General features: G+C 69.2%; 22 protein-coding genes. 6 read left to right on the top strand and 16 right to left on the bottom strand.

All coding sequences use genetic code 11. The features are described from left to right. The 7 genes from DEJ08_RS15265 to DEJ08_RS15235 all read right to left on the bottom strand — a co-directional run bounded on the left by DEJ08_RS15265 (window position 1) and on the right by DEJ08_RS15235 (window position 7251). Window positions 1–1398 carry a family 20 glycosylhydrolase gene (locus DEJ08_RS15265; RefSeq protein WP_146248539.1) on the bottom strand — a complete coding sequence of 466 codons (1398 nt, stop codon included), beginning with the start codon at window positions 1396–1398 and terminating at the stop codon, window positions 1–3. A 185-nt stretch (window positions 1399–1583) separates the two neighbouring features. After that, window positions 1584–2108, bottom strand: coding sequence for a hypothetical protein (locus DEJ08_RS15260; protein ID WP_146248538.1), 525 nt, complete (start codon window positions 2106–2108; stop codon window positions 1584–1586). Between the two features lie 50 nt (window positions 2109–2158). After that, entirely contained in the window at window positions 2159–2785 is a 627-nt protein-coding gene (locus DEJ08_RS15255; RefSeq protein WP_146248537.1) for a hypothetical protein, read from the bottom strand. Window positions 2786–2952: 167 nt separating this feature from the next. Then, window positions 2953–3438 (bottom strand): hypothetical protein, encoded by a 486-nt coding sequence (locus DEJ08_RS15250; protein WP_111030622.1) that lies wholly within the window; start codon window positions 3436–3438, stop codon window positions 2953–2955. Between the two features lie 272 nt (window positions 3439–3710). After that, on the bottom strand, window positions 3711–4220 hold the full coding sequence (locus tag DEJ08_RS15245; protein ID WP_146248536.1) for a hypothetical protein: 510 nt from the start codon (window positions 4218–4220) through the stop codon (window positions 3711–3713). 94 nt (window positions 4221–4314) lie between these two features. Next, on the bottom strand, window positions 4315–6060 hold the full coding sequence (locus DEJ08_RS15240) for a glycosyltransferase (RefSeq protein ID WP_111055185.1): 1746 nt from the start codon (window positions 6058–6060) through the stop codon (window positions 4315–4317). Window positions 6061–6063: 3 nt separating this feature from the next. Further along, the gene (locus DEJ08_RS15235) at window positions 6064–7251 is read right to left on the bottom strand and encodes a hypothetical protein (RefSeq protein WP_111055219.1); all 1188 of its coding nucleotides are present in this window, start codon (window positions 7249–7251) and stop codon (window positions 6064–6066) included. Window positions 7252–7450: 199 nt separating this feature from the next. Here DEJ08_RS15235 and DEJ08_RS15230 point away from each other — a divergent pair, with 199 nt between their 5' ends. Beyond that, entirely contained in the window at window positions 7451–8710 is a 1260-nt protein-coding gene (locus DEJ08_RS15230) for an endo-1,4-beta-xylanase (protein ID WP_111055184.1), read from the top strand. A 52-nt stretch (window positions 8711–8762) separates the two neighbouring features. On the opposite strand, the gene DEJ08_RS15225 is transcribed toward DEJ08_RS15230, so the two are convergent. Together DEJ08_RS15225 and DEJ08_RS15220 are read right to left on the bottom strand one after the other, a co-directional pair. Beyond that, window positions 8763–9260: a hypothetical protein gene (locus tag DEJ08_RS15225; protein ID WP_284180481.1), complete on the bottom strand. Its 498-nt coding sequence runs from the start codon at window positions 9258–9260 to the stop codon at window positions 8763–8765. A gap of 42 nt (window positions 9261–9302) precedes the next feature. Further along, on the bottom strand, window positions 9303–9731 hold the full coding sequence (locus tag DEJ08_RS15220) for a hypothetical protein (protein WP_111055182.1): 429 nt from the start codon (window positions 9729–9731) through the stop codon (window positions 9303–9305). Window positions 9732–9978: 247 nt separating this feature from the next. On the opposite strand from DEJ08_RS15220, the gene DEJ08_RS15215 reads away from it, so the two are divergent. Genes DEJ08_RS15215 through DEJ08_RS15200 form a run of 4 tightly spaced genes read left to right on the top strand, consistent with a single transcriptional unit; the run spans window position 9979 to window position 12474 of the window. Continuing rightward, window positions 9979–10578: a sporulation delaying protein family toxin gene (locus DEJ08_RS15215; RefSeq protein ID WP_146248534.1), complete on the top strand. Its 600-nt coding sequence runs from the start codon at window positions 9979–9981 to the stop codon at window positions 10576–10578. Continuing rightward, on the top strand, window positions 10568–11140 hold the full coding sequence (locus DEJ08_RS15210) for an SdpA family antimicrobial peptide system protein (RefSeq protein WP_111055181.1): 573 nt from the start codon (window positions 10568–10570) through the stop codon (window positions 11138–11140). Before DEJ08_RS15215 ends, DEJ08_RS15210 begins: the two co-directional genes overlap by 11 nt. A 22-nt stretch (window positions 11141–11162) precedes the next feature. After that, complete coding sequence (locus DEJ08_RS15205; RefSeq protein WP_111055180.1) at window positions 11163–12041, top strand: sporulation-delaying protein SdpB family protein; 879 nt, start codon at window positions 11163–11165, stop codon at window positions 12039–12041. After that, a complete protein-coding gene (locus DEJ08_RS15200; RefSeq protein WP_146248533.1) occupies window positions 12004–12474 on the top strand; it encodes a hypothetical protein in 471 nt (156 codons plus the stop codon). The genes DEJ08_RS15205 and DEJ08_RS15200 overlap by 38 nt, the downstream gene beginning before the upstream one ends. Before the next feature lie 120 nt (window positions 12475–12594). Here DEJ08_RS15200 and DEJ08_RS15195 read toward each other — a convergent pair whose 3' ends face one another. Genes DEJ08_RS15195 through DEJ08_RS15185 form a run of 3 tightly spaced genes read right to left on the bottom strand, consistent with a single transcriptional unit; the run spans window position 12595 to window position 15675 of the window. Beyond that, window positions 12595–13272, bottom strand: a complete 678-nt coding sequence (locus DEJ08_RS15195; protein WP_111055178.1) for a ribonuclease FAU-1 family protein — start codon at window positions 13270–13272, stop codon at window positions 12595–12597. Window positions 13273–13312: 40 nt separating this feature from the next. Continuing rightward, window positions 13313–13969 (bottom strand): response regulator, encoded by a 657-nt coding sequence (locus DEJ08_RS15190; RefSeq protein ID WP_111055177.1) that lies wholly within the window; start codon window positions 13967–13969, stop codon window positions 13313–13315. Then, complete coding sequence (locus DEJ08_RS15185; protein WP_111055176.1) at window positions 13966–15675, bottom strand: sensor histidine kinase; 1710 nt, start codon at window positions 15673–15675, stop codon at window positions 13966–13968. Before DEJ08_RS15185 ends, DEJ08_RS15190 begins: the two co-directional genes overlap by 4 nt. A gap of 153 nt (window positions 15676–15828) precedes the next feature. Between DEJ08_RS15185 and DEJ08_RS15180 the strand changes: the two genes are divergently transcribed. Continuing rightward, window positions 15829–17325 carry a CitMHS family transporter gene (locus tag DEJ08_RS15180; RefSeq protein ID WP_111055175.1) on the top strand — a complete coding sequence of 499 codons (1497 nt, stop codon included), beginning with the start codon at window positions 15829–15831 and terminating at the stop codon, window positions 17323–17325. Window positions 17326–17389: 64 nt separating this feature from the next. Here DEJ08_RS15180 and DEJ08_RS15175 read toward each other — a convergent pair whose 3' ends face one another. From DEJ08_RS15175 to DEJ08_RS15160, 4 genes are all read right to left on the bottom strand, one after another. Further along, window positions 17390–18463: a threonine aldolase family protein gene (locus tag DEJ08_RS15175; RefSeq protein ID WP_111055174.1), complete on the bottom strand. Its 1074-nt coding sequence runs from the start codon at window positions 18461–18463 to the stop codon at window positions 17390–17392. 4 nt (window positions 18464–18467) lie between these two features. Next, the gene (locus DEJ08_RS15170; protein WP_258367210.1) at window positions 18468–19151 is read right to left on the bottom strand and encodes an SDR family NAD(P)-dependent oxidoreductase; all 684 of its coding nucleotides are present in this window, start codon (window positions 19149–19151) and stop codon (window positions 18468–18470) included. After that, on the bottom strand, window positions 19148–20614 hold the full coding sequence (locus DEJ08_RS15165) for a DUF6421 family protein (RefSeq protein WP_111055173.1): 1467 nt from the start codon (window positions 20612–20614) through the stop codon (window positions 19148–19150). The genes DEJ08_RS15170 and DEJ08_RS15165 overlap by 4 nt, the downstream gene beginning before the upstream one ends. A 226-nt stretch (window positions 20615–20840) precedes the next feature. Further along, the gene (locus DEJ08_RS15160; protein WP_111055172.1) at window positions 20841–21137 is read right to left on the bottom strand and encodes a hypothetical protein; all 297 of its coding nucleotides are present in this window, start codon (window positions 21135–21137) and stop codon (window positions 20841–20843) included. Between the last annotated feature and the right edge of the window lie 332 nt (window positions 21138–21469).

The following is a 21469-nucleotide window of genomic DNA, read 5'->3' as shown; positions in this document are numbered from 1 at the left end:
TCAGGAGGCTGCGGTCTCGATCATCGCCGTCACGTGCGGCGCGCTCCACCGCAGGAGCGCGTCAGCAGGTGGATCCTCCAGGTCCTCACCCCAGATCGCGACGGCGGCGCCCGACATCGGAGCCGCGAGCAGCGAACCGGAGTCGCCGTCCCACGTCCGGAGTGACCAGTTCTCGCGGAGATCGGCGACGGTGTACTCGCTGTCGGCCGGGTCGAGGTCGGTCGGCACCTCGTACAGGTAGTACGAGTTGTAGTTGAGCAGGTCGATCCCGGCCTGCTGCAGGTCGACCGCACTCGCCCGTCGCGCTCGCCGTTCGCGCCGCTCGGCTGCGTCCTCGGTGTCGCCGTCGAAGCTCCAGTACGTGACGTGGATGCGCGGATCGAGTCGCCCGACCGCGACCCGATCGATCCCGTCGTTCCAGGCCCAGACCTCGCGGTTGCCGACCGTGGCCGTCATCGCGTTCATCCACGCGACGCGCTGGGCGGCGGTGACGTCGTCGCCCCATTCGTCGCCGCCGATGTGCACGGTTCGGCTGGCGGGGAAGGTCCGCTGCACCTCTGCGTACAGCTTCTTGGCCAGCGCGAGACTCTCGGGCGCCGACGTGTCGAGTTCGTTCTCGCCCGAACGGATGCGGTCGACCCACTTCGTGCCGTGTTCCGCCTCGAGCAGGTCGAATGCCGCAGCCATGTGGCCCGGAGTATCGATCTCGGGCACGATCGCGACGCCTCGCTTCGCCCCGTAGGCGGCGATCGTGCGTGCCTGCGCGGCGCTCAGGAACGGGCGATGGGTCACGCGGCTTGTGTAGACGCCGTCGTCGAGATCAGCGTTCGCGGGGGTCTGGCCGAGGACCGTGCTCTCGATCCCGACGTTCTGGTCATCGGTGAGGTGCAGGTGCAGGAAGCGGCCGCCGTCGTCGGCGAGGAGGTCGATGTACCGCTTGAGCAACGCCACGGGGTAGTAGGCGCGAGCGACGTCGAGCATCACGCCCGTCTCCGGACGCGCGCGGGTCGTCGGCTTGGTGGTGACGGTCGCGGTCGACGTGCGGCACTGCTTCGCCGAGTACGCGCCCACGCAGGCGAGGACGGAGTACTTGCCGGCTGCGGCACGGGAAGGTGTCCCGCGAACTGCGGTGACCGAGGTGCTCGACCCAGCGGAGAGCACCTTCACCGCGACCCGGCCGAGCGTGTACTTCTTGGCGCCGGCGGACAGGTACAGCCACGCGGAGGAAGCCGGCTTCCGCACGGCGGCAGTGTTCTTGACCTTGAGGGTGGTGCGCACGGCACTGCCGGTCGAGGTGACGGTGGTCGTCGCGGTGACCTTCGTGACCGTCACCGCCGAGGCCGCGGTGTCCGCTGATCCTGCCGTTGCACGGATGCCGACCAGAGCTGCTGCCGACACGGCGATCGCCAGACCGACCGCGAGCGTGCGTCTGGCAGACGATCCGGGACCCACGTTCCCCTGCTGACGCACCACGATGTCCTCCCCCTCGAACGCCCCGTTGCCCTGGCTGGATCAGGATGCGCGCACGATCGTATCCGCCCTGCGTCGAACGCACACCGCCCAGCGGCGTGCAGCGGGACTCCTCAGCGGACCTCCGCGCTCGACCACAGCGCACGCGCAAGACTCCGGGCGCGGCGAAGAAGCGGCTGCAGGCTGAGGGCAGCCCCGACGACCAGCGTGCCGGCCTGTGCGAAGAGGAACGCCACGAGCGCCACCGGGATGAACGCGGTGACGATCCAAGCGGCGGCGAACCCCACGAGCATCACTGCGAGGACCCGCACCGCGGTGGAGTTCCGCGAACCGCGAAGGGCCAGCAGCCCGGCGGCTGCGAAGGCCAACGGGACGAGGGCCTGCAGGATGACCGCGATGGGGAGCCACAGCTGGCTGCTGGTCGCCGGCGACAGAGCGCCCACGAAGACGACAGTGGCGGCCGCGAAGACGAGGTGCGCGGCTTCGTGAGCGAGCGCAGCACCGGCAGCGGCCACGACTCCTGCTAACACGGAGATCGCAGCGACCATCAACACTGGCCCTGCTGCGCTCGGATGCGTTCCGATGAAGCCGAGCAGGTTGTCGACCGCCAGCAGCGAGGCACCGGTGGTGGCGACCATCAAGGCGGCGGCGGCAGCTCTGCGCGCGGAGGGCCGGGTGCTTGACGCCCTCACCGCTCGTCTCCAGTGAGCGGGCGCACGGTGTCGCCGACCGCGCGGTACGCGGTCGCGCACTGACGCTTGAGCCGTGGGCCCATCGGCGACAGTGCCGCAATCCATCGTTCCTCATCTGCGATCCCGAGGATGCGGCTCCGGCCGAGGTCTTCGATCGCCGCGTGCACCTCGGCAGTGACCCCTGGGAAGAGCGCGCTGTACTGATCCGCCGATGTGCTGCGCTGCTTCGGATGCTGCACGTACCGCTGGCCCTCGCTCGAGACGAACAGCACGCAGGTCGTCATGTAGTCCTGCTCGGGAGTGAGGGGCACGGGCGCTCCGAGGTCGTTCGCAATGCGAGGTGTTCCCTTCGGAGGCTTCACGGCGGAGACGGTGGCGGGAGCTCCGATGACGTACCAGTGCTCACCCCTGGTCACGGCTCGCCCGGCACCGAACGTGCCGTCCCAGTCCGCGAGGGTCTGCGGCACCGACACCGCATGCGCGTAGACACGGATGAAGGTTGGTGAGTCCCCGTCGAGACAGTCGAAGCCACGCATGCTGTCCCAGAATGCGAGGTCGTCATGCAGTGCATCCGCCCGCACGCACGGCACTGTTGCGCGGAGCTCATCGGCGATCATCTGCATCGAAGCCACGCCGAGTGCGGGTGCGGGTGCGGGTGCGGGTGTCTGCGTCGGTGACTCAGCCCGTCGCGTCCGATCGTCGGGGCCCGACGAGCACGCGGACAGAGCGGCTGCGGCGACGCAGATCGAGGCAACGGCCTCGATACTGCGTCGCCGCGATCGTTGGGGCGTCACTGCCACTGCACGCCGGCCCAACCGGTGCCCGTGAGGCCCTTCATCTTCTTGGTGGCGGCCACGTTGCCCCAGGGGACGAACTTCGAGCGCCCGGTCCCGCAGTTCAGGGTCGTCCAGGTCGGAGCGTGCCGCGAGTTGAACGACTTCCCCCAGATGCAGGGATTCGAGTTGCCCTGGTGCTTGTACCACTTGTACTGCACCTGGGTCGAAGCCTTCGAGCCGATGACGCTGCAGCCGTTGAGCGACTGGGTCATCTTGGCGACGACGGCGAACGCTCGGTCCTTGCAGTTCCCCGAACGGGTGGACCGCCCGTCGTCGGCGGTGACGACCTCCCCGGTGGGATCGAAGCTCTCGTCCACGACGACGTTCGTCGGCAGCTCGACCGGCGTCGTGGTCTGAGCTTGGGCGGGTGCAGCGATCAAGAGTCCCGCCGCAACTGCGACGGTCGTGACTGCGGATGCGACCGAAAGGGTCTTCTTCATGTGTTTCCTCCCCAATTCATCACCGTGGTCACGGTGCACTCGCCCAGAATGCTGCATATCAATACGAAGCATAACCTTGCAGGTCCGATCCTCAAAGGACGCGCCCGGCGCGCTCCCGACGTGACCGGAAGGCGGCCTGGAGGCGCGTGGCGGCGCCGCCACGTGCCTCCAGGCCGCCGTGTGGTGTCGACGGAAACCGGCCCGGTCGCAGGATCGGCCTGCGCCCTTGGCGGGAAGCGCTGCGCTCGCCGCTCCGCTGTTGCGGTGCTTGCTCAGGGCGTACGCGCAGCGAGATCGCTGTAGGCCGCGGCGTACCAGCCGACGGTGCCGTCTCCGGCGGTCGGGCCGATCGTGATCGCCGCGCTCGACGTGACCACGTACAGGTCCTCGTCGTGTCCGCATTGGACGGAGCGTGACGTGAGTCGCTTGCCCGTCTCCGACCCGTTCGCACCGATGCGTCCGGCCCACACGGCCATCTGCACGGTTTCGTCACCCTGGCAGGTGATCGAGACGCGGATCCGCGCACGGTCTCCGGCTCCGTCGGTGCCGAGGGAGAGCCGGCTGGATGAATCGTTGGTGCCGGCACCGCTGCCGAGTCCGCCAGGTTGTCCGGCCCATCGGTCCTGCACGCGCTGCATCCAGTCGGAGTGGGCCTTGTCGTTCTCCTCCGGCGTCGGGTGATCAGAACAGGCCGTGAGCGACACGAGGGCCACGACGGCGACGCCGATGATCACCGTGCTGCGTCGAAGGCCGCGGCGGGCGTGGGGGAACGGAGTGCGCATGTCGTGGCAAGTGTCCCCTACGGCGGCGGCCTGCTGCATCCTCCCGTTCGTGGGCCTCCGGCGAACCGGAGCCGCTTCCCTGGCGGGCCTCCGCTCAGCGCGGCGAGTCGGGCGACGTCACCGTCGCAGACCCCTGGTTCGTCAGCCCGTGTTCCGTCTTCTCCCAGTAGTGCGGCCGGGTCAGGAGCTGCCAGAGCGCCTTGTAGGCGGCGATGGAGTGCAGCGTCCAGTACACGGGGTTCAGGAGCGACCAGAGGATCAGGTGGAAGGTCCCGCGCTTGAACGGGCCCATCATCGACAGGTAGATCATGATCGCGTTGCCGACCAGGAAGTTGAACAGGCACAGCCACAGCACCCACACCGGGAACAGTGCGTCGACGGTCTCCCGCGGCAGGAAGAACGTGACGGCGGTGAGCGCGTAGAACGGCAACACGCAGAGGAACGTCGCCGGGGTGCCCGCGATGAGCAGGACGAACGCCGCGAACCGGACGAGTCCGATCTCACGGACGAGTGCGAGGGGCCGACGGGCGTGGACCAAGCTGGTCTGCATGTAGCCCTTGATCCAGCGGGACCGCTGCCGGATGAAGTTCGGCACCGAGGTGTTGGCCTCCTCCATGGTGGTGGAGTTGATGACGCCCACGCGGTACCCGACGGCGCTCGCCCGGATGCCGAGGTCGGCATCCTCGGTCACGTTGTAGGGGTCCCAGCCGCCGAGCTCGATGAGCGATGCCGTGCGGAAGTGGTTCGACGTGCCGCCCAGGGGGATCGGCAGGGACGCGTGGTCCAGACCGGCCAGCATGTAGTCGAACCAGTAGGAGTACTCCAGCGTGAACATGCGGGTGAGGACGTTCTCGCGGGCGTTGAAGTAGTTCAGTGCCGCCTGCACGCACACCGTGGCGTCGCCACCGCGCTCGAACGCGATCAGTGCCTTCTTCAGCTGGTCGGGGTCTGGTGTGTCCTCGGCGTCGTAGATCACGAGGTACTCGCCGGTCGCGACGTAGAGTCCGACGTTGCACGCACGTGGCTTTGTCTGCGGGTGCCCCTTCGGCACGGTGATGACGCGGAAGTGCGGTGGTGGGTTCGCCGCGGCGATCGCGTCCCGTGTCTCCTGGTCCTCTTCCTCGGTCAGGATGATGACCTCGAGCTTGTGCACGGGGTAGTCCAGGCCGCCGAGGTTGTCGATCAGCTGGGCGACGATGTTCGCTTCGCGGAACACGGGCACGAGGACGGTGTAGCCGGGGAGGTCGGCGTCGTCCAGGGCAGTGACCTCGGTGTCGGTGATCCGTTCGACGACGTCGTAGCGGGCTCCCTGCGTGGCGACGACGAACTTGAAGCCCGTCCCGGCGAGGAACACGAGGCTGGCTGCGATCAGCGCTGCGATCGCGGTCTGGACCGGCCAGATGATCCCGCACGCCACGGCGATCACGGCGAGGACGATGCCCGAGGCCTTCTGCGACCGCGAGAAGACGACGCGGGCGGAGAGCGTCGGGTTCCGGTCATGGAGTTGGTTCGCAGCGGCATCGGCCACGGCCCCGTGGAACTGGCTCAGCACGGCACGGCGGAGGGTCCAGCTGTCGACCGAGACGAACGTGACCGGAGCCCCGAGCTCCTCGGACAACGCATCCCCGAGTGCGGCGTCGTCGGCCCGGCCGGAGGTGAGGACGAGGATGCTGCCGTCCTGCAGCACGCGGACCGGCATCCAGTCTTCGGCGAGGTACCGCTGCCCGGACCCGGGGCGCTGCAACGCCGGGTCGATCCCGGAGGCCTCGAGCTCGGTGAGTTCATCGGGTCGGGACGTGGCTGTGTGCCGGCCGAGCCCGGAGAGGTGTGGGGTGGTCACTCGTCACCACCGTCCGAGGGAGTCACCGATGGCGGCCATCCACTCCAGCGTGATCGGCCGGTTGAACGCAGCCGCCCACGCGATCACGATCTGCGCAGCGCCCACGGCGGCGATCAGGCCGCTCACCCGGGTGGTCCGGGCGGCGGGGACCACGGCGATGCCCATCATCGTCATGATGAGGAACACGTTGCCCGCGGAGTTCACCGGGATGAGACCACCCACGTAGCCGATGATCAGTGCCCCGAAGACGAACACCGAGATCAGGACCGAACCGGGCCGACGACTCAGCAATGCCAGGGCGCAACCGCTCGCGACCGGGGCGAGGATGAGCAGCCCGTTGAGCGTCGTGACGAGCTCCGGGACCAGCCCCCAGAGCGCAGGGTCGTAGTGGACGGCGTTCTGGAACACCAGCAACGGGTTCCGTCCGAACAGTGCCTCGAGGAACATCACCGCGCCGAAGACCGCGATGGTCGGGAACAGCACGATGAGCACGTTCGACCATCTCGCGCCCGACTCGCTCCGCCGAGCGACGGAGAGCAGCGGGGCCGTGATGGCCGCCGCGACCACGAGGACGAGCCCCGAAGCGTCCGCCAAGGCCGCGAGCATGAAGAGGATCCCCGACTCGAAGCCGGCCTTGGTGTTCCGGCTGGAGACGAAGCGGACCATGTTGATCGCGCCGATCCCGAAGAGCGCGATGCCGAGGAGCGCCTCGAAGTTGCCCGTGGCGGTGTACGCGAAGAGCGGGTTCGCGCCGATCGCGATGAGGAAGACCGTGCTCTTCCACCATGGGAAGCGCCGTTGGACCATGGCCTCGAGCAGCTGCTGCAGCAGGATCCCGGCGACCAGTGCCCCGGCGACCGCGAGTCCGGCGGCGCCACCGGGTATGAGCCGCACGAGGATCGTGCCCAGCGGCGGGTACAGCTCGCTGAGCCACGAGACGTCTGCGCGGTCCCAGCTCAGTGTCGCGACGTGGTCCACGACGGAGCGGTTGACGGTGACGTCGGCCACGGTGGAGTCGGCGCTGACGGCTGCGAGCACCAGGAACGGGACGGCGAACGCGAGCCGGAGCAGCCATCGTGCGCCCGCGCGGCTCGGGAACGGTTCCAGCCGTGTGCGCGTGTGGCCGTCCGCACGCGCGGCTTCCAGCTCGCGACGCAGGGTGCCTGCACGTTCTGCTTCCAACAAGACCACGGGGGCCACCTCACAGCAAGGCCGACTCGGTCTTGGTTGACATCGATTTCCGGCCCGACACTGATGCCGTGCGCCCCGCAGCAGTGCGGATGCGAACGCATCCTCTCACCCCCGGCCGTCTTCCGGGTGACGGCGACGATCCCCGCTGCTATGTTTGCGCGCACAACAAATCCCGGACGACGACGTCGGAGGACGCGCGATGACGCACGCACCAGAGCACCGCTTCGGTGAGACGACCCTGACGGTCGTCGATGCCGAAGGCAATCCCATTCCCGATGCCGACATCACCGTCGAGCAGACCCGCCATGCCTTCGCCTTCGGCAACATCGGCTTCGACTTCATCGGACTGGCCAACGGCGAAGCGACTGGCGAACCGACCGGCGAAGCCAACGCCGAAGCGCAGGACGAAGCAGCCACCGAGCACCTCGCCGACCTCTACACGGACGTTTTCAACACCGCGACGCTCCCGTTCTACTGGGGCCGCTTCGAGCCCGAGCGCGGAGCCCCGGACACCGCCAGGCTCCTGACGACGGCGCAGTGGTTCCGCGACCGGGGCATCGCCCTCAAGGGTCACCCGCTCGTCTGGCACACCGTGCAGCCCGACTGGCTGCTGGGGCTCCCGCTGGACGAGGTCGAGCAGCTCCAACGGGAGCGCATCCGCCGCGAGGTCTCCGCCTTCGCCGGCACGATCGACACCTGGGACGCCATCAACGAGGTGGTCATCATGCCGGTGTTCGACAACGGCGACAATGCGATCACCCCGCTCGCCCGTGCCAAGGGCCGCATCCCGACGATCCGGATGGCCTTCGAGGAGGCCCGCGCCGCCAACCCGCACGCCACCCTGCTGCTCAACGACTTCGACCTGTCGAGCGCGTACGAGTGCCTGATCGAGGGCGTGCTCGAAGCCGGCGTGCAGATCGACGCCATCGGGCTGCAGACCCACATGCACCAGGGCTACTGGGGCGAGGACACGATGCTCGCGATGGTCGACCGGTTCGCCCGCTACGGCCTGCCGCTGCACCTGACCGAGACCTCGCTCGTCTCCGGTGACCTCATGCCCGCACACATCGTCGACCTCAACGACCACCAGGTCGCTTCGTGGCCGTCGACGCCCGAGGGTGAGGCGCGCCAGGCCGACGACATCGAACGGCACTACCGGAGCCTGGTCGGCCACCCTTCCGTCGAGGCGATCACCTACTGGGGCATCACCGACGCCGGCGCCTGGCTCGGCGCTCCGATCGGACTCGTCCGCGCCGACGGGACACCCAAGCCGTCGTACGAGGCCCTCCGCCGCCTGGTCAAGGAGGAGTGGTGGCTCGGCCCGACGGTGCTCCGCACCGACGACCGCGGTCGGGTGCAGGTCCGCGGCTTCCGCGGCGACTACCGGGTCAACGTGCGCGGCACGTCCGCCCCGTTCGCCGTCACCGACGTGCCCACGCAGGTGCAGATCGTCGCGTGACCACCTGACGGACTGGAGGCCCGGTGCGGCCCCGCCCCGCGCCTCCAGTCCGTCAGTGGCGGACCTGGCTGTGGGGGTGCTCATGGCTCTGATCGGGGTGGTGCGCTTTGCTGGGCGAGACCAGCGGACCGTCCGCGGCGCCGTGAGGGGTGGACTTGATGCGTATGAGCAGACCGCACGGACGGCTCCTGCTCGTGCAACGCTCGGTCCTCGTGACCGCCGTGCTGGCGTCGGGGCTCGCACTGGTGGCCGGGTGCAGTTCGCCCCGGTTGCCGCCGTCGTCCGCAACCGCCGTCGAGGTGACGAAGGTGTACCTGGCTGCGGCGAAGGCGCAGCGGTGTGACGTGACGAAGGCGTTGACGCTCGACAGCACGTGGGCGTGGTGCCGGAACCCGACGCTGCGGAAGTACACCGTCGCGGACAAGGCGGAATCGGTGCCGTTCAACCCTGGCCACAGGACGGAGTCGTGTGTCGACACGACGGTGACGAGTCGAGCGTCGGAGGAATCGGAGCCGATGAACGGGACGCGCACGTGGAGCTTCTGCTTCACGAAGACGGCGTCCGGATGGCGCCTCACGGACCAGGGACAGGGCTAGGGCGCGCGCCCCTCCTGAGGCGGCCGGAAGGGCCAGGCGTCAGCGTGGGTGTGCGGCACCGCGACGACCTGGACGGCATCCCGGTAGACGATCCGACCCGGCGAGCTGGTCACGAGCTGCATCCACGCGATCGCGTGGTGGTCGAGGAGTTCCAGGTACGGGCTGACCATCTCGAGCAGCTCGACGGCGTCGGCGCTGAACCACGCCCGTGCCCCGGGGTTGTAGGTCTCGTCGTAGCAATCGGGCTGCACGGTGGTCGGGTCCGTGTACATGGCGGTCGCGCGGGCGTTCGCTTCCCGGAGCCATCCCGTCTCGGCGTCGCTCAGCCGGCCGTCCCGCTGGAGGCCGTTGGCGAGAGCGAAGACCCCCGGAAACCGCCCGCGACGGTTGGGAACGGCGCTCTGGTACCGGACGAACTCGATCACGACAGCGAGCGTACGAGGCCGTGTCGTGACTGACGGCCGTCCCAGCGCGATGCGCGCTCTTGGGATTCGGGCCCACGAAAGCACGCCCGGTTCGCACGGGACTGGTACGACAGGATGTGATGCGCTACATTCCACTAGCATGACTCAGCACTCGTTCCTTCGCTTCACCTGCGTCGTCCTGGCGACGGCCAGCTTGACCTCGACCGCCCTCGTTGTGACTCCTCCAATCCCCGGTAGCGGCTCAGCGGTGGCCGCTGAGATCAGTACCCGGAACTGGTCCCCCACGGAGGTGCTCGAAGGTCTGCTCTTCCTCCAGGGGGACTTCGGTCGAGAGCTGGTCAAGTCGGGTGCGCTCGGACCGCTCTCGAACGCCCAAGAAGCGGCTCTGGAACAGGCAATGAACGACGGTGAAGCGCGTCGACTCGCACGAGATGTGTCGAAGGAAGTGCAGGCACGATCGCCGTTGGTGGTCCGCTCGCTGGTCGACGCGCTCGGCAGCGGCGATCCGATGGCAACCGACGCGGCGATGAACAAGCTCAGCAAAGAGTTCTTGGACACGCCGACCATGAAGCGGGTCTCGGATGAGCTACCAGCAGGGCCGGAGACGTATGTGCCCGGCGAAGACCGTGAAGGCCGGGCTCTGCTGGTCGTCGTCGTCGCAGGCGCCGTTCTCGTGATCACGGTCGCCGCAGTGGGCGTGGGCGTCCTGGCTGCCGTCTCGACAGTTGCGATCGGCTCGACGAAGGTGGCCGGTAAGAACGCCATCCGGAAGTCGTCCGGTCCCGCGGCGCGGGCTCAGGCAGCGGAGCTCACGGCAAGTGCGATTCGCGTCTTCCATGGCCGCTGACGGCCCGCGCTGGCGGGCGGATCCGATCGTCTTGACGGTGGGGCTCGTCGCCGCGATCGTCTTGGTCTCCTATTTGCTGGCGATGCGTGTGGGGGTCAGCGCCGCGGTGCAGCTTCCTGGGCAGGGGGAGATGAACGGCGTGCTGTCGCGGATCATGCCTCAGGGCTGGGCGTTCTTCACCAAGCCCACTCTTTCGGCCACGCCGGTCGCCTTCCAACAGGTTGACGGGCGATGGCAAACCGTCGCCGGCGTGCCGAACGCGCAGCTGCGCTTCGTTGCTGGCGTCAGTCGAGAGGGGCGGCGGCAAGGGGTGGAGATGGCTTCCATCTTGAACGGCGTCCCGAAGTCCTCCTGGGTGCGGTGCGACGGAAGACCGGCACGCGAGTGTGTGGCCGGGAGCGCACGGGTGACTTCGTCCAACCCGCTGATCAGGCCGACTCTGTGCGGCGAGGTCGTCGTAGCGGGCGTGAAGCCGACACCTTGGGAGTGGAGAGACCTGGTCCAGCAAGGAACCTACGTGCACGAAGCAGTGAAGCTCGAGGTGCGTTGTGCGCACACGTAGATTCGCACCTCTGAGGATCGCGATGCCGTGGGGTGCTGGGCTTTCGCTTGCGCGATCTGTTCTCTTCGGTGGCATGGCGCTGACGCTCTTGGTCAACCCGGCGACCGTCTTGTTCACGACGAGCGCTTCGCAGCCCACCGCGCCCGTGTGCGATGCGTACAACTCGTGGGCCTTGTTCTGTCTGACCAACAGTTCTCTCGACGTCGCACGAGTCGTTGCAGGGATTTGCCTCTTGGTGTGCGCGACCGGAATCGTGCCTTGGGCGACGGCAGTACCGGGGGCGTACATCGTCGTGAGTCTGAGCATGACGACGACATTGGGCGACGGGGGCGATCAGCTCTACGGGATCCTCGCCCTGCTGTTGCTCCCGTTGTCGCTGACTGATTGGCGGCGAAACTCCTGGAACACCGACCAGAGCCAACGATGTGCAGATGCCCGAGGAGCGCTTGCCCTTCTGGGGTGGGTACTGATCCGGGCGCAGATCTTCATCGTGTACCTCGAGGCTGCAGTGGGAAAACTCGCCGTGCCGGAGTGGGCCAACGGCTCTGCGATGTACTACTGGCTTCGTAATCCGACGTTCGGTCCCGGCGAGCTGCTGGCGCCGTTTGTACATGCGGCGACCGCCCTTCCTCCGATCACCGGGATCCTGACGTTCGGGACGATTGCGCTCGAGTTCTGCTTGGCGATCGGGCCGCTCTTCTCAATGCAGACCCGACGAGCACTGTTGTTCGCGGGGCTGCTGCTGCACGGCGGGATCGTCGTGCTGATGGGCGTGACCTCTTTCTCGATCGTCATGGCCGCGGCGCTCTTGCTCCATCTGGTCCCGATGAACAGCAATCTCCGGGAGTTCCGGACGAGACGAGGTGATCGGATTGCAACCGCGTCTCGAGCCGAAGCCTGATGTGCATGACGTCGTTGTCGCTCCCTTCTCGATCCGGATGCTGGGTGGCGTCGTCGTCGGGCTCGGGCTGGCCTTGATCGGCGGAAGCGTTGTGATCGGGTTCGACGCGCTCCTCATCACGGGGGCTGCGATCGGGAGCGCAGCGGGCCTGGTCGTGACGCTTGCGCGAGTATCGATGCGCGTCGCGGACGGGGTGGTCACCGTCTGGTTCGTCCCGATCCTCCGTATCCGAGTCCCCCTGACCGACGTTCGAGAGGTGTCGATCGAGGAGATCGATCCACGCAGAACCGGCGGTGTCGGTGTCGCCCGGTACCGGGGATGCCGAGTGCTCTGCGTCTCAGCCGGTCGAGGCGTGCGCTTCTCGTCCAAGTTCGGAACCGTTCTCGTGCAGTGTGAGGATCCGATGACCGTCGCAGACGCACTGAGTAGTTGATGCCCGTTCGTGCGCAGGATCCGTGCGCTCCGTCCCCGTCGAGCTCTCGCGTCAGGGGCACGAAGACGTCGTCCAGACATTCGGCGTAGGAGGCCCGCGGCACCGGGCCGACTCAGCGGATCACCGCAGGGTGCGCCAGCTCTGGGGAAGTGCAGTCGTGCCCCACGCCGGGTCGGGGACCCATCCGGACCAATCGGTGTCGAAGGGGAACCGGCGCGCGATCGCGACCTCGGTGGCTTCTCGGCCAGCACGCTCGATGACCGCCCGCATCGCCGCCGGCCAGTACCCGCCGGCGGCGTAGAACTCGAGCTCGTCTTCGTCCTTGTACCGGACAGACCAGGAACCGTCGGGCTCGGTGGTCGCCACCACGTCGAGTGTCCAGTCCTGACTGTCGAACCCGATCGTTGTCCGTACCCACGGCAGCTCGAGGTTGACGTACCAGTCGGGAAGCCAATCGGACCCGTCGTGCCAGCGCCAGACGGACCAGGGGGTCCCCTTCTGGTGGACGCGGACGACACTGGATCCAACCCACCGGTCATCGACGTAGGAGCCGTCCCAGTCCTCGGGCAGCACGAGGCGTCCGTTGGGGCCGCTCCCGACGCCCGCACGTCGACGGACGGCCGAGCCGACGGTCGTGGCGACCACCGCGAGTTCGTCGTCGTCCACCAGGACCCGGGCGGCGACCGCGAAGCCGACTGCTTCGCCGTGCTCGCCGAAGCGGTTGATGCTCCGGAGCGCAACGGGAGTCCCGGAGGGGAACGGATCAGTCCTGGTGTCGGATCGCGCGGCGTCGGTCATCCACCGATGCTGCCACGGCGCGGCCTCCGGGACCGCTGACTCACCGCCGCACGTACCGGTGCTCCGGCCGCCCCGCAGCCCCGTACCGCAACTGCATCGCCACGGTCCCGTCCGCCGTGAGCTGCGCCAGGTACCGCTGCGCCGTCGCCCGCGAGACCCCGATCGCCGCAGCCACCTCGGCAGCAGATCGTTCCTCACCGGCGACGAGTTGCTCGAGCACCAGCGCCGCCGTGGCTGCCCGGGACGGCGACGCCCCACCGCTGTCCCCGGCGTGCAGGATCCGGAACGCCCGCTCGACGGCCTCTTGATCGAGGGTCGACCGCTCGTCGAGCACGTTCCGCGACCGTGCGTACGCCTGCAGCCGCTCGGCCAGCACCCCGGCCGCGAACGGCTTGATCAGGTAGGCGAGTGCCCCGCTCCGCATCGCCCGCCGCACGGTGCCCGAGTCCGAGGCGGCGCTCAACACGAAGGCGTCGGTGTCGATCGACCGCAGCAGCTCGAGCCCGCTGCCGTCGGGCAGGTACACGTCGACGAGCACCAGGTCCACGGTCCCGCTCGACAGCGCGGAGCGGGCGGCCGTGAGGGTCCCGACGGGTTCGAGCGCCCGGAACCCCGGTACCTCGTCGACCTGCCGCCGGTGCAGGTCGGCGACGTGGAAGTCGTCGTCGACCACCAACACGGTGAACACGGAACTCACGACACCACTCCTTCCAGTCGGGCGCAGAAGACCGCGCCGTGGTCGGCACCGCCGGGAGAGGCGAGCCACACGTCCCCACCGTGCCGCCGGGCGATCTCCCGCGACAACGGCAGCCCGATCCCGAGCCCGTGCACCTGTGAGACGTCCTCCGACACGGGAGCCGCCGCCGGACCGCGCACGAACAGCGAGTCCGCGGCATCGTCCGGCACCCCCGGCCCGGAGTCCATCACGGACAGGTGCAGGGTCGCGCCGTCGTCGAGCACCTCGACCTCCACCCACGGGGATCCGCCGTCCCTCGACTGCTCGTCCCCGATGAGGGCCGCCGACACCGCGTTGTCGACCAGGTTGCCGAGCACGGTCGTCACGTCGCCCGGCTCGGTGATCGTCCCCTGCACGAGCGTCTCCGCCCCGATCCGCAGCAGCACGCCCCGCTCGGCGGCTTCGACGCCCTTCGCCCCGAGGAACGCCTGCAGGTACGGCTCGGTCAAGCGGTCGGCGTGCTGCACCGGGTAGCGCAGCGGCCCGCGCTCCTGCACGTCCGCCAGGTACGCGCGCGCCCGGGTGGTCTCGCCGATGTCGAGCAGCCCCGAGATCGCGTGCAGCCGGTTCGCGAACTCGTGGCGCTGCGCGCGGAGCGCCGTGCTCATCGCCCCGACGGCGTCGAGCCGCCGGGTCAGGGCCTCGACGTCGGTGCGGTCGCGCAGGACGGCGACCCGGCCCAGGTCGCGTCCGTCGCGGAACACCGTGCGGACGTCGACGAGCAGCACCCGGTGCCCGGCGACGATCGTGGCGCTCGCCGGAGCCGCGGTGGTCACGTCCAGCATCGACCCGAGCGGCACGGGCAGGTCGAGCGATGCCACCGGACGGCCGACCGGTTCCACCAGTCCGAGCAGTCGCACGGCTTCGGGGTTGCAGACGGTGACGACCCCTGACGGGCCGATCGCGATGACGCCTTCGCCGACGCCGCCGAGCACGGCCTGCTGGTTCTGCACGAGCGTCACGAGCTCCTCCGGCTGCAGCCCGAGCGTCAGCCGCACCAGTCGCCGCCGGATCAGCACCGAGGCGATCACCGCGAGCAGGACCGCCGCCAGCCCGGCACCGATCACCGGCATGCTGTCCTCGACCAGGGTGTCGTAGACGCGTGCCCGGTTGAACCCGACGCTCACCTCGCCGACGACGGCGGACTGCCGGGAGGCCCGGCTCGTCTCCGCCCCGCCGGCTGCGGGCGCGGAGACGGGCACCTTCGCCCGCGCCGACTCACCGAGCGTGCCACGCGCCCAGGACACGGTCTCCCGGCCGGCGAGTGCGGCGTCGGGGGAGGTGCTCACCATCTCGCCGATCCGGTCGGTGTCGGGGTGGGCCAGCCGGATGCCCCGGTCGTCGGTGACCACGACGAAGAGTGCCCCGGTCCGGCGCTGGGCTGCGAGTGCCGCTCGCTGGACGGGCCCGTCGGCGAGGGCCGCGGGGTCGAGCTCGGTGCCGTCGACGCTCAACCGGGCGACCGCGGCCCGGACGTCGGACTGCGCGGCGACGCTCTGTGCGATCGCGAGTGCGGTCCCCTCGGCAGCGCGCTCCAGCCGGGTGACCTCGATCCGGACGAACACGGCACTGGTCAGGGCGACGACGGCGACCACCACGGCGAGCTGCAGCACGAGCACCTCGGTGGCGAAGCGGAGCCTGGGGCGCCGTGAACGGTCGTCGGTCACGACCCCAGCGTACGGAGGGCGACCCGACCTGCCTGCGCACAATGCGCAGAAAGCGGTCAACGCGCGATGGTGCGCCAATGTGCAGAAGCGCGCCGCGCCTCCAGGCTGGGTCGTAGCGTGCCCGGACTGCCAGACACGGACGAAGGAGTCCTGATGCTCGTCATCCTCGGGTACGCGATGGTCCTGACCTTCATGGTCCTGATCATGACCAAGCGCATGTCGCCCATGCTCGCGCTGATCATCGTGCCGACCGTGTTCGGACTGTTCGCGGGGGCGGGTCTGGGACTCGGCGACATGGTGACCGAGGCGATCGGCACGCTGGCACCGACGGCCGCGCTCCTGATGTTCGCGATCATGTACTTCGGGCTGATGATCGACGTCGGCCTGTTCGACCCGCTCGTCCGGTTCATCCTGCGGGTGACCGGCAACGACCCGGCGAAGATCGTACTCGGGACGGCTCTGCTGGCCGGTGCGGTCTCGCTCGACGGGGACGGCTCGACGACGTTCATCGTGGTCACGGCGGCGATGCTGCCGATCTACCTGAAGCTCGGCTTGAGCCCGGTCGTGATGACGTGTGTGGCGGGTCTGACGAACGGAACGCTCAACATCGTGCCGTGGGGCGGTCCCACCGCCCGTGCCGCCGCCGCGCTGAAGATCGACCCGACGGACATCTTCGTGCCCCTCGTGCCGTCGCTCGTGGTGGGGCTGCTGCTGTGCTTCACGTTCGCGTGGACGATGGGCCTGCGGGAGCGGAAGCGCCTCGGTCTGATCGAGTTCACCGAGGCCTCGCGGGGTGCGCGGGTGCCGGAACGGGCGAATGCTCGGGCCGGTTCACGGGTGCTCGCGGCGGTGGGTGGGACCGGCGGCGGGATGTTCACGAGCCCCACGGTCGCGCTCGGACTGCGCGGTGGGAAGGCCGACGGTCGTCGTGCGGACGGCGAAGGTGTGGACGGCGCGGGTTCGGGGGACGAGGGCGGCACGGGGACCGGCACCATGGCCGAGACGATGCTCGACCCGAACCGCCCGACCCTGCGGCCGAAGCGGATCTGGTTCAACCTGGCGCTGACCGTCGCGGTGATGGTGGCGCTCGTGCTGGGGCTCCTGCCGCTGCACTTCGTGTTCATGATCGGCACGGCGATCGCCCTGCTCGTGAACTTCCCGCAGCTCAAGCAGCAGACCGCGCAGATCGTCGCGCACGCCCCGAGCATCGTCGGTGTCGTGTCGATGGTGTTCGCCGCCGGGGTGCTGATCGGGGTGCTCGACGGCACCGGGATGGTCGCGGCGATGGCCGACTGGCTCGTCGCGGTGATCCCGGACTCGATGGGCCCGTACCTGGCGGGCATCACCGGTGTGCTGAGCATGCCGCTGACGTTCTTCATGAGCAACGACGCGTTCTACTTCGGCATCCTGCCGGTGCTGTCCGAGAGCGCCGCGGCGTACGGGATCACGCCGGCCGAGATGGCGCGGGCCTCGGTCGTCGGGCAGCCGGTGCACATGCAGAGCCCGCTGGTCCCCGCGATCCTGCTGCTGGTGTCGCTGGCCAACGTGAACCTCGGCGACCACCACCGGAAGGTGCTGTGGCGGGCGGCCGTGGTCGCGATGGCGATGCTCGTGGTGGCGATCGTGGTGCGGGTCATCCCGTTCGGGTGAACCGACCGCCGGTACCGGCCCGGCGCGCGCCGGACCGGTGCGCGCCTGACCGGACGGTGCCGGCTCAGGCGGCGTCGAGCTCCCGCGTCAGGGCCGCGACGAAGTCGTCGATGTCCTGCTCCGAGGTGTCGTACGCGCACATCCACCGCACCTCGTTGCGGCTGGCGTCCCAGTCGTAGAACCGGAAGTGCTTCCGCAGCCGGTCGGCCACCCCGGCGGGCAGGGTCGCGAAGACGCCGTTCGCCTGGGTCTCCTGGCTGAAGCCGACACCCCGGATGCTGCCGTCGGCGATGCCGGCCTCCAGCGCACCGCGCAGTCGGGCGGCCATGGCGTTGGCGTGCCCGGCGGAGCGCAGGTACAGGTCGTCGCTGAGCAGGGCGATGAGCTGCGCGGAGACGAACCGCATCTTCGACGAGAGCTGCATGTTCATCTTGCGCAGGTAGTGCAGCCCCTCGGACGCCGAGGGGTTCAGCACGACGATCGCCTCGCCGTAGAGCATGCCGTTCTTCGTCCCGCCGAAGCTCACCACGTCGACACCGGCGTCGGTGGTGAAGTCGCGCAGGGGCACCCCGAGGGACGCCGCGGCGTTCGAGATGCGGGCGCCGTCCATGTGCAGCTTCATGCCGAGCGAGTGGACGTGGTCGGCGATCGTCCGGACCTCGTCCACCGTGTAGGCGGTGCCGAGCTCGGTGGTCTGCGTGATCGACACGACGAGCGGCTGGGCACGGTGTTCGTCGCCCCACCCCCAGGCCTCGCGGTCGATGAGCTCGGGCGTCAGCTTGCCGTCGGGTGCCTCGACCGGCAGGAGCTTGATGCCGGCGACGCGCTCGGGCGCACCGGCTTCGTCGGTGTGGATGTGCGCGGTCGCGGTGCACACGACCGCTCCCCACCGCGGCAGCATCGACTGCAGCCCGACGACGTTCGCGCCGGTGCCGTTGAACACCGGGAACGCCTCGGCCTGCGACCCGAAGTGCTCGCGGATCACCTCGTTGAGACGTGCGGTGTAGACGTCCTCGCCGTAGGCGATCTGGTGGCCGTCGTTGGCCGCGGCGATGGCGGCGAGGATCTCGGGGTGGACGCCGGCGTAGTTGTCCGAGGCGAAGCCCCGCAGGTCCAGGTCGTGCAGTCGGAGGGTCACGCGTTCATCCTAGGTTCGAGGGATCAGCCGCCGTGAGCGGGATGCGGGCACCGTTGACGTCGGCCGGTGGGGTGTCCCAGAGCCGGACGACCTCGGTGCCGAGCCGCTCCTCGAGGCCGGACAGTGCACCGGCGACGAACACGGCGGCCGCGGCGGTCTCCGGCGCCTCCTTCCGGAACCCCTGCGCCACGGCCCGGACCCAGGCGTCGGACGCGGCCTTCGCCGCCGCGTAGTTCGCGGCGCCGGCGGTGGGGGAGTCGACCGCGGTGGACGACACGAACGCGAGCCGCCCGGCAGGGGACGCCACCAGGTCGTCGTGGAAGACCCGGGTCGTGTTCCGCAGGGTCCGGAAGGCGCGGTCGAAGAAGTCCCAGTCCGCGTCGGACTGGCCGACGATGCTGCCACCGCCGCGCCACCCGCCGACCAGGTGGACCAGCCCGTCGACGCGGCCGGCGTCCGTGTGGACGTCGTCGGCCAACGCGGTGACCGCACCGAGGTCCGACAGGTCGCACGTCCGCGTCGTGACGCCCGGGACGGACGCGCGCAGGGCCTCCAGGGCGTCGGGTCTGGTGCCGACCGCGACGACGGCCGCACCGGCGGCGGTGAGTGCGCGCGCGACGGCTGCGCCGCTGGCACTGGTCGCACCGGCGATCAGCACCAGGCGACCGGCCACCGAGGCGTCGGTCACGCGGCGGCCTCGGCGACGAGCTCGGCGTCCGTGGTGCCGGTGATGCCGGCCGTGGACGCGATGACGGTCGCCATCTTCTTGTCGAGGGCCTCGTAGAACATCGACAGCGGGAACTCGTCGTCGAGCACCGCATCGGTGTAGCCGCGCGGCGGTCCGGCGAGCGTCTCGTCGGGCAGGCCACGCGCCCACTTCGACGCCGGGTGCGGCGTGAGCGTGCGGGTCAGCATCTCGTACGCGGCGAGCCAGTGCGCCGACTTCGGCCGGTCGATCGAGCGCCGGTAGAGCTCGTTGATCTCGTCGCTCAGGGCGATGATCACGTCCGGCACCTCGGGCCAGTCGATCGTCAGCTGCGTGTCCGTCCAGTGCAGGACGCCGTGCTGGTGCATCCAGGCGAACAGCAGCTGGCCGCCCAGTCCGTCGTAGTTGCGGACGCGGCTGCCGGTGATCGCGAAGCGGAAGATGCGGTCGAAGACGACCGCGTACTGCACCAGGCGCGCGTGGTCACGGATGGCGCGCTGCGCGTCCTGGAGGCCCGTGTCGGGTCCGGCGGACAGCTCGCGTTCCAGACGCACGGACTCTCGGAACGCGGTCAGGTCGCAGCGGAGCTCCTCGAGCGAGTAGAGGAAGAACGGCATCCGCTGCTTGATCATGAACGGGTCGAAGGGCAGGTCCCCGCGCATGTGCGAGCGATCGTGGATGATGTCCCACATCACGAAGACCCGCTCGGTCAGCTGCTGGTCGTCGAGCATCGCAGCGGCCTCGGCCGGCAGCTCGAGCTTGGTGACGTCGGCGGCGGCCCGGACGACCCGGCGGTAGCGGGCGGCCTCGCGGTCCTGGAAGATCGCGCCCCACGTGAAGGCGGGGATCGAGCGCATCGCGACGGTCTCGGGGAACAGCACCGCCGAGTTCGTGTCGTAGCCCGGGGTGAAGTCGACGAACCGCAGCGCGACGAACAACGCGTTGCCGTGGTCGCCGGCCTCGAGCTCGGCGATGAACTCCGGCCAGATGACCTCGACCAGGACCGCCTCGACGAAGCGCGAGGTGCTGCCGTTCTGGGTGACCATCGGGAACACGACCAGGTGGCCGAGCCCGTCGACGCGGTGCTGCTGCGGCTGGAACGCGGTGAGGGAGTCGAGGAAGTCGGGGACCCCGAAGCCCTGCTCCTGCCAGCGTGCGAGGTCGAGCTGCAGCACCTGCAGGAACGCGGCGTCGTGCGGGAAGTGCGGTGCCAGCTCGGCGACGGCCGGCACGATCACCGCGACGTGACCGGCGGCAGCGGCGTGGTCGGACGGTTCGGGGACGGAGCCGTCCCGCGTCTGCAGGGCCTGCAGGGCGACGACCGCGCGCTTGAGCCGGAGCCAGGCGGGGTGAGCGGCGATCTCGCGCACGGACAGGTGGTCCTCGACGACCTCGGGCTCTCCGACGATGGCGTCCTGCGAGATCTTCTGGGCGAACTGGGACATGTCGAACCTCCCGTCATCGGGGTCGGCCGCGGATCTGCGGACGAGTGGTGCGCGTTACCGGATCGTCTCGAGCCTAGGGAAGTTCGGGGGACGCAAAGTTGCCCATCTGCGGTGGAATCGTGCGTCGTCGTGGTGCTCGCGCGGGGATCCGACTGCTGCGCGCACGGAACCGTCGCCGGTCCTGCGTGGGCGGTCAGCGTGGTCGGAGTCAGCGGCGCCGGGCGGGTCACCCGGAGCTGTTGTCTCCACGGGCCTCCGAGTCGATGCGCTCACGCTTGGTGACGGCATCGATCGCTTCGCTCACCGTCGAGTCCGGATGCGTCTCACGCCAACTCCGCACCTTTGCCGGGTCTGGTGCGCACCCCGGGGGGATCGGGGTACTCCCGACGATGCTCGGAGCGAAGGCGGCGTACGTGATCGTCGCGAGCGCGGCCAAACACGCGTAGAGCAGATCAAGCGAGAGCCAGGCGCCGACCGTCGTCACGATCCCGAAGAGGACGATGAAGGCCGGCGCCCGGCGCATTGGGTTTCCCTCCTGATCGGCGTTCCTCGCCGATCGGGCAACAATCTGCCGGTTTCCGTTGAAATGTAAAACAACAAACTTGATACGTGGGACCGGAAGCTCGAGCCTCGTTCCCCTGGGTGTTCACCCAGTGCCGGGAGGGGGGCGCGTGAGTGTGAGGAAATATTGGTTCCGGGAACGAACCACCTTCCGATCTGGGGTTCTGTGGCGCATCGGGCTTGTGCCCCGATCGCTGTACCCCGGACTGCTCCGTCCGCCCCCGAACGGAGGGTGTGGCGACCACACGAAGCTTGCGATCCGCTCAGGAAACCCGTCTGTTCACTTCTGAGCCG

Origin of the sequence: Curtobacterium sp. MCLR17_054 (assembly GCF_003234335.2) — a bacterium.
Classification (GTDB): Bacteria; Actinomycetota; Actinomycetes; order Actinomycetales; family Microbacteriaceae; genus Curtobacterium; species Curtobacterium flaccumfaciens.
The sequence above is the reverse complement of the archived record's forward strand: the minus strand, read 5'-3'. Positions and strand labels throughout refer to the sequence as shown.

Bases quoted from the DNA above. Each gene is read 5' to 3' on its own strand.
- DEJ08_RS15260 (WP_146248538.1), bottom strand. From the start codon at position 2,108: ATGGTCGCCACCACCGGTGCCTCGCTGCTGGCGGTCGACAACCTGCTC.
- DEJ08_RS15255 (WP_146248537.1), bottom strand. From the start codon at position 2,785: ATGCAGATGATCGCCGATGAGCTCCGCGCAACAGTGCCGTGCGTGCGG.
- DEJ08_RS15250 (WP_111030622.1), bottom strand. From the start codon at position 3,438: ATGAAGAAGACCCTTTCGGTCGCATCCGCAGTCACGACCGTCGCAGTT.
- DEJ08_RS15245 (WP_146248536.1), bottom strand. From the start codon at position 4,220: ATGCGCACTCCGTTCCCCCACGCCCGCCGCGGCCTTCGACGCAGCACG.
- DEJ08_RS15230 (WP_111055184.1), top strand. From the start codon at position 7,451: ATGACGCACGCACCAGAGCACCGCTTCGGTGAGACGACCCTGACGGTC.
- DEJ08_RS15210 (WP_111055181.1), top strand. From the start codon at position 10,568: ATGGCCGCTGACGGCCCGCGCTGGCGGGCGGATCCGATCGTCTTGACG.
- DEJ08_RS15205 (WP_111055180.1), top strand. From the start codon at position 11,163: ATGCCGTGGGGTGCTGGGCTTTCGCTTGCGCGATCTGTTCTCTTCGGT.
- DEJ08_RS15195 (WP_111055178.1), bottom strand. From the start codon at position 13,272: ATGACCGACGCCGCGCGATCCGACACCAGGACTGATCCGTTCCCCTCC.
- DEJ08_RS15180 (WP_111055175.1), top strand. From the start codon at position 15,829: ATGCTCGTCATCCTCGGGTACGCGATGGTCCTGACCTTCATGGTCCTG.
- DEJ08_RS15165 (WP_111055173.1), bottom strand. From the start codon at position 20,614: ATGTCCCAGTTCGCCCAGAAGATCTCGCAGGACGCCATCGTCGGAGAG.
- DEJ08_RS15160 (WP_111055172.1), bottom strand. From the start codon at position 21,137: ATGCGCCGGGCGCCGGCCTTCATCGTCCTCTTCGGGATCGTGACGACG.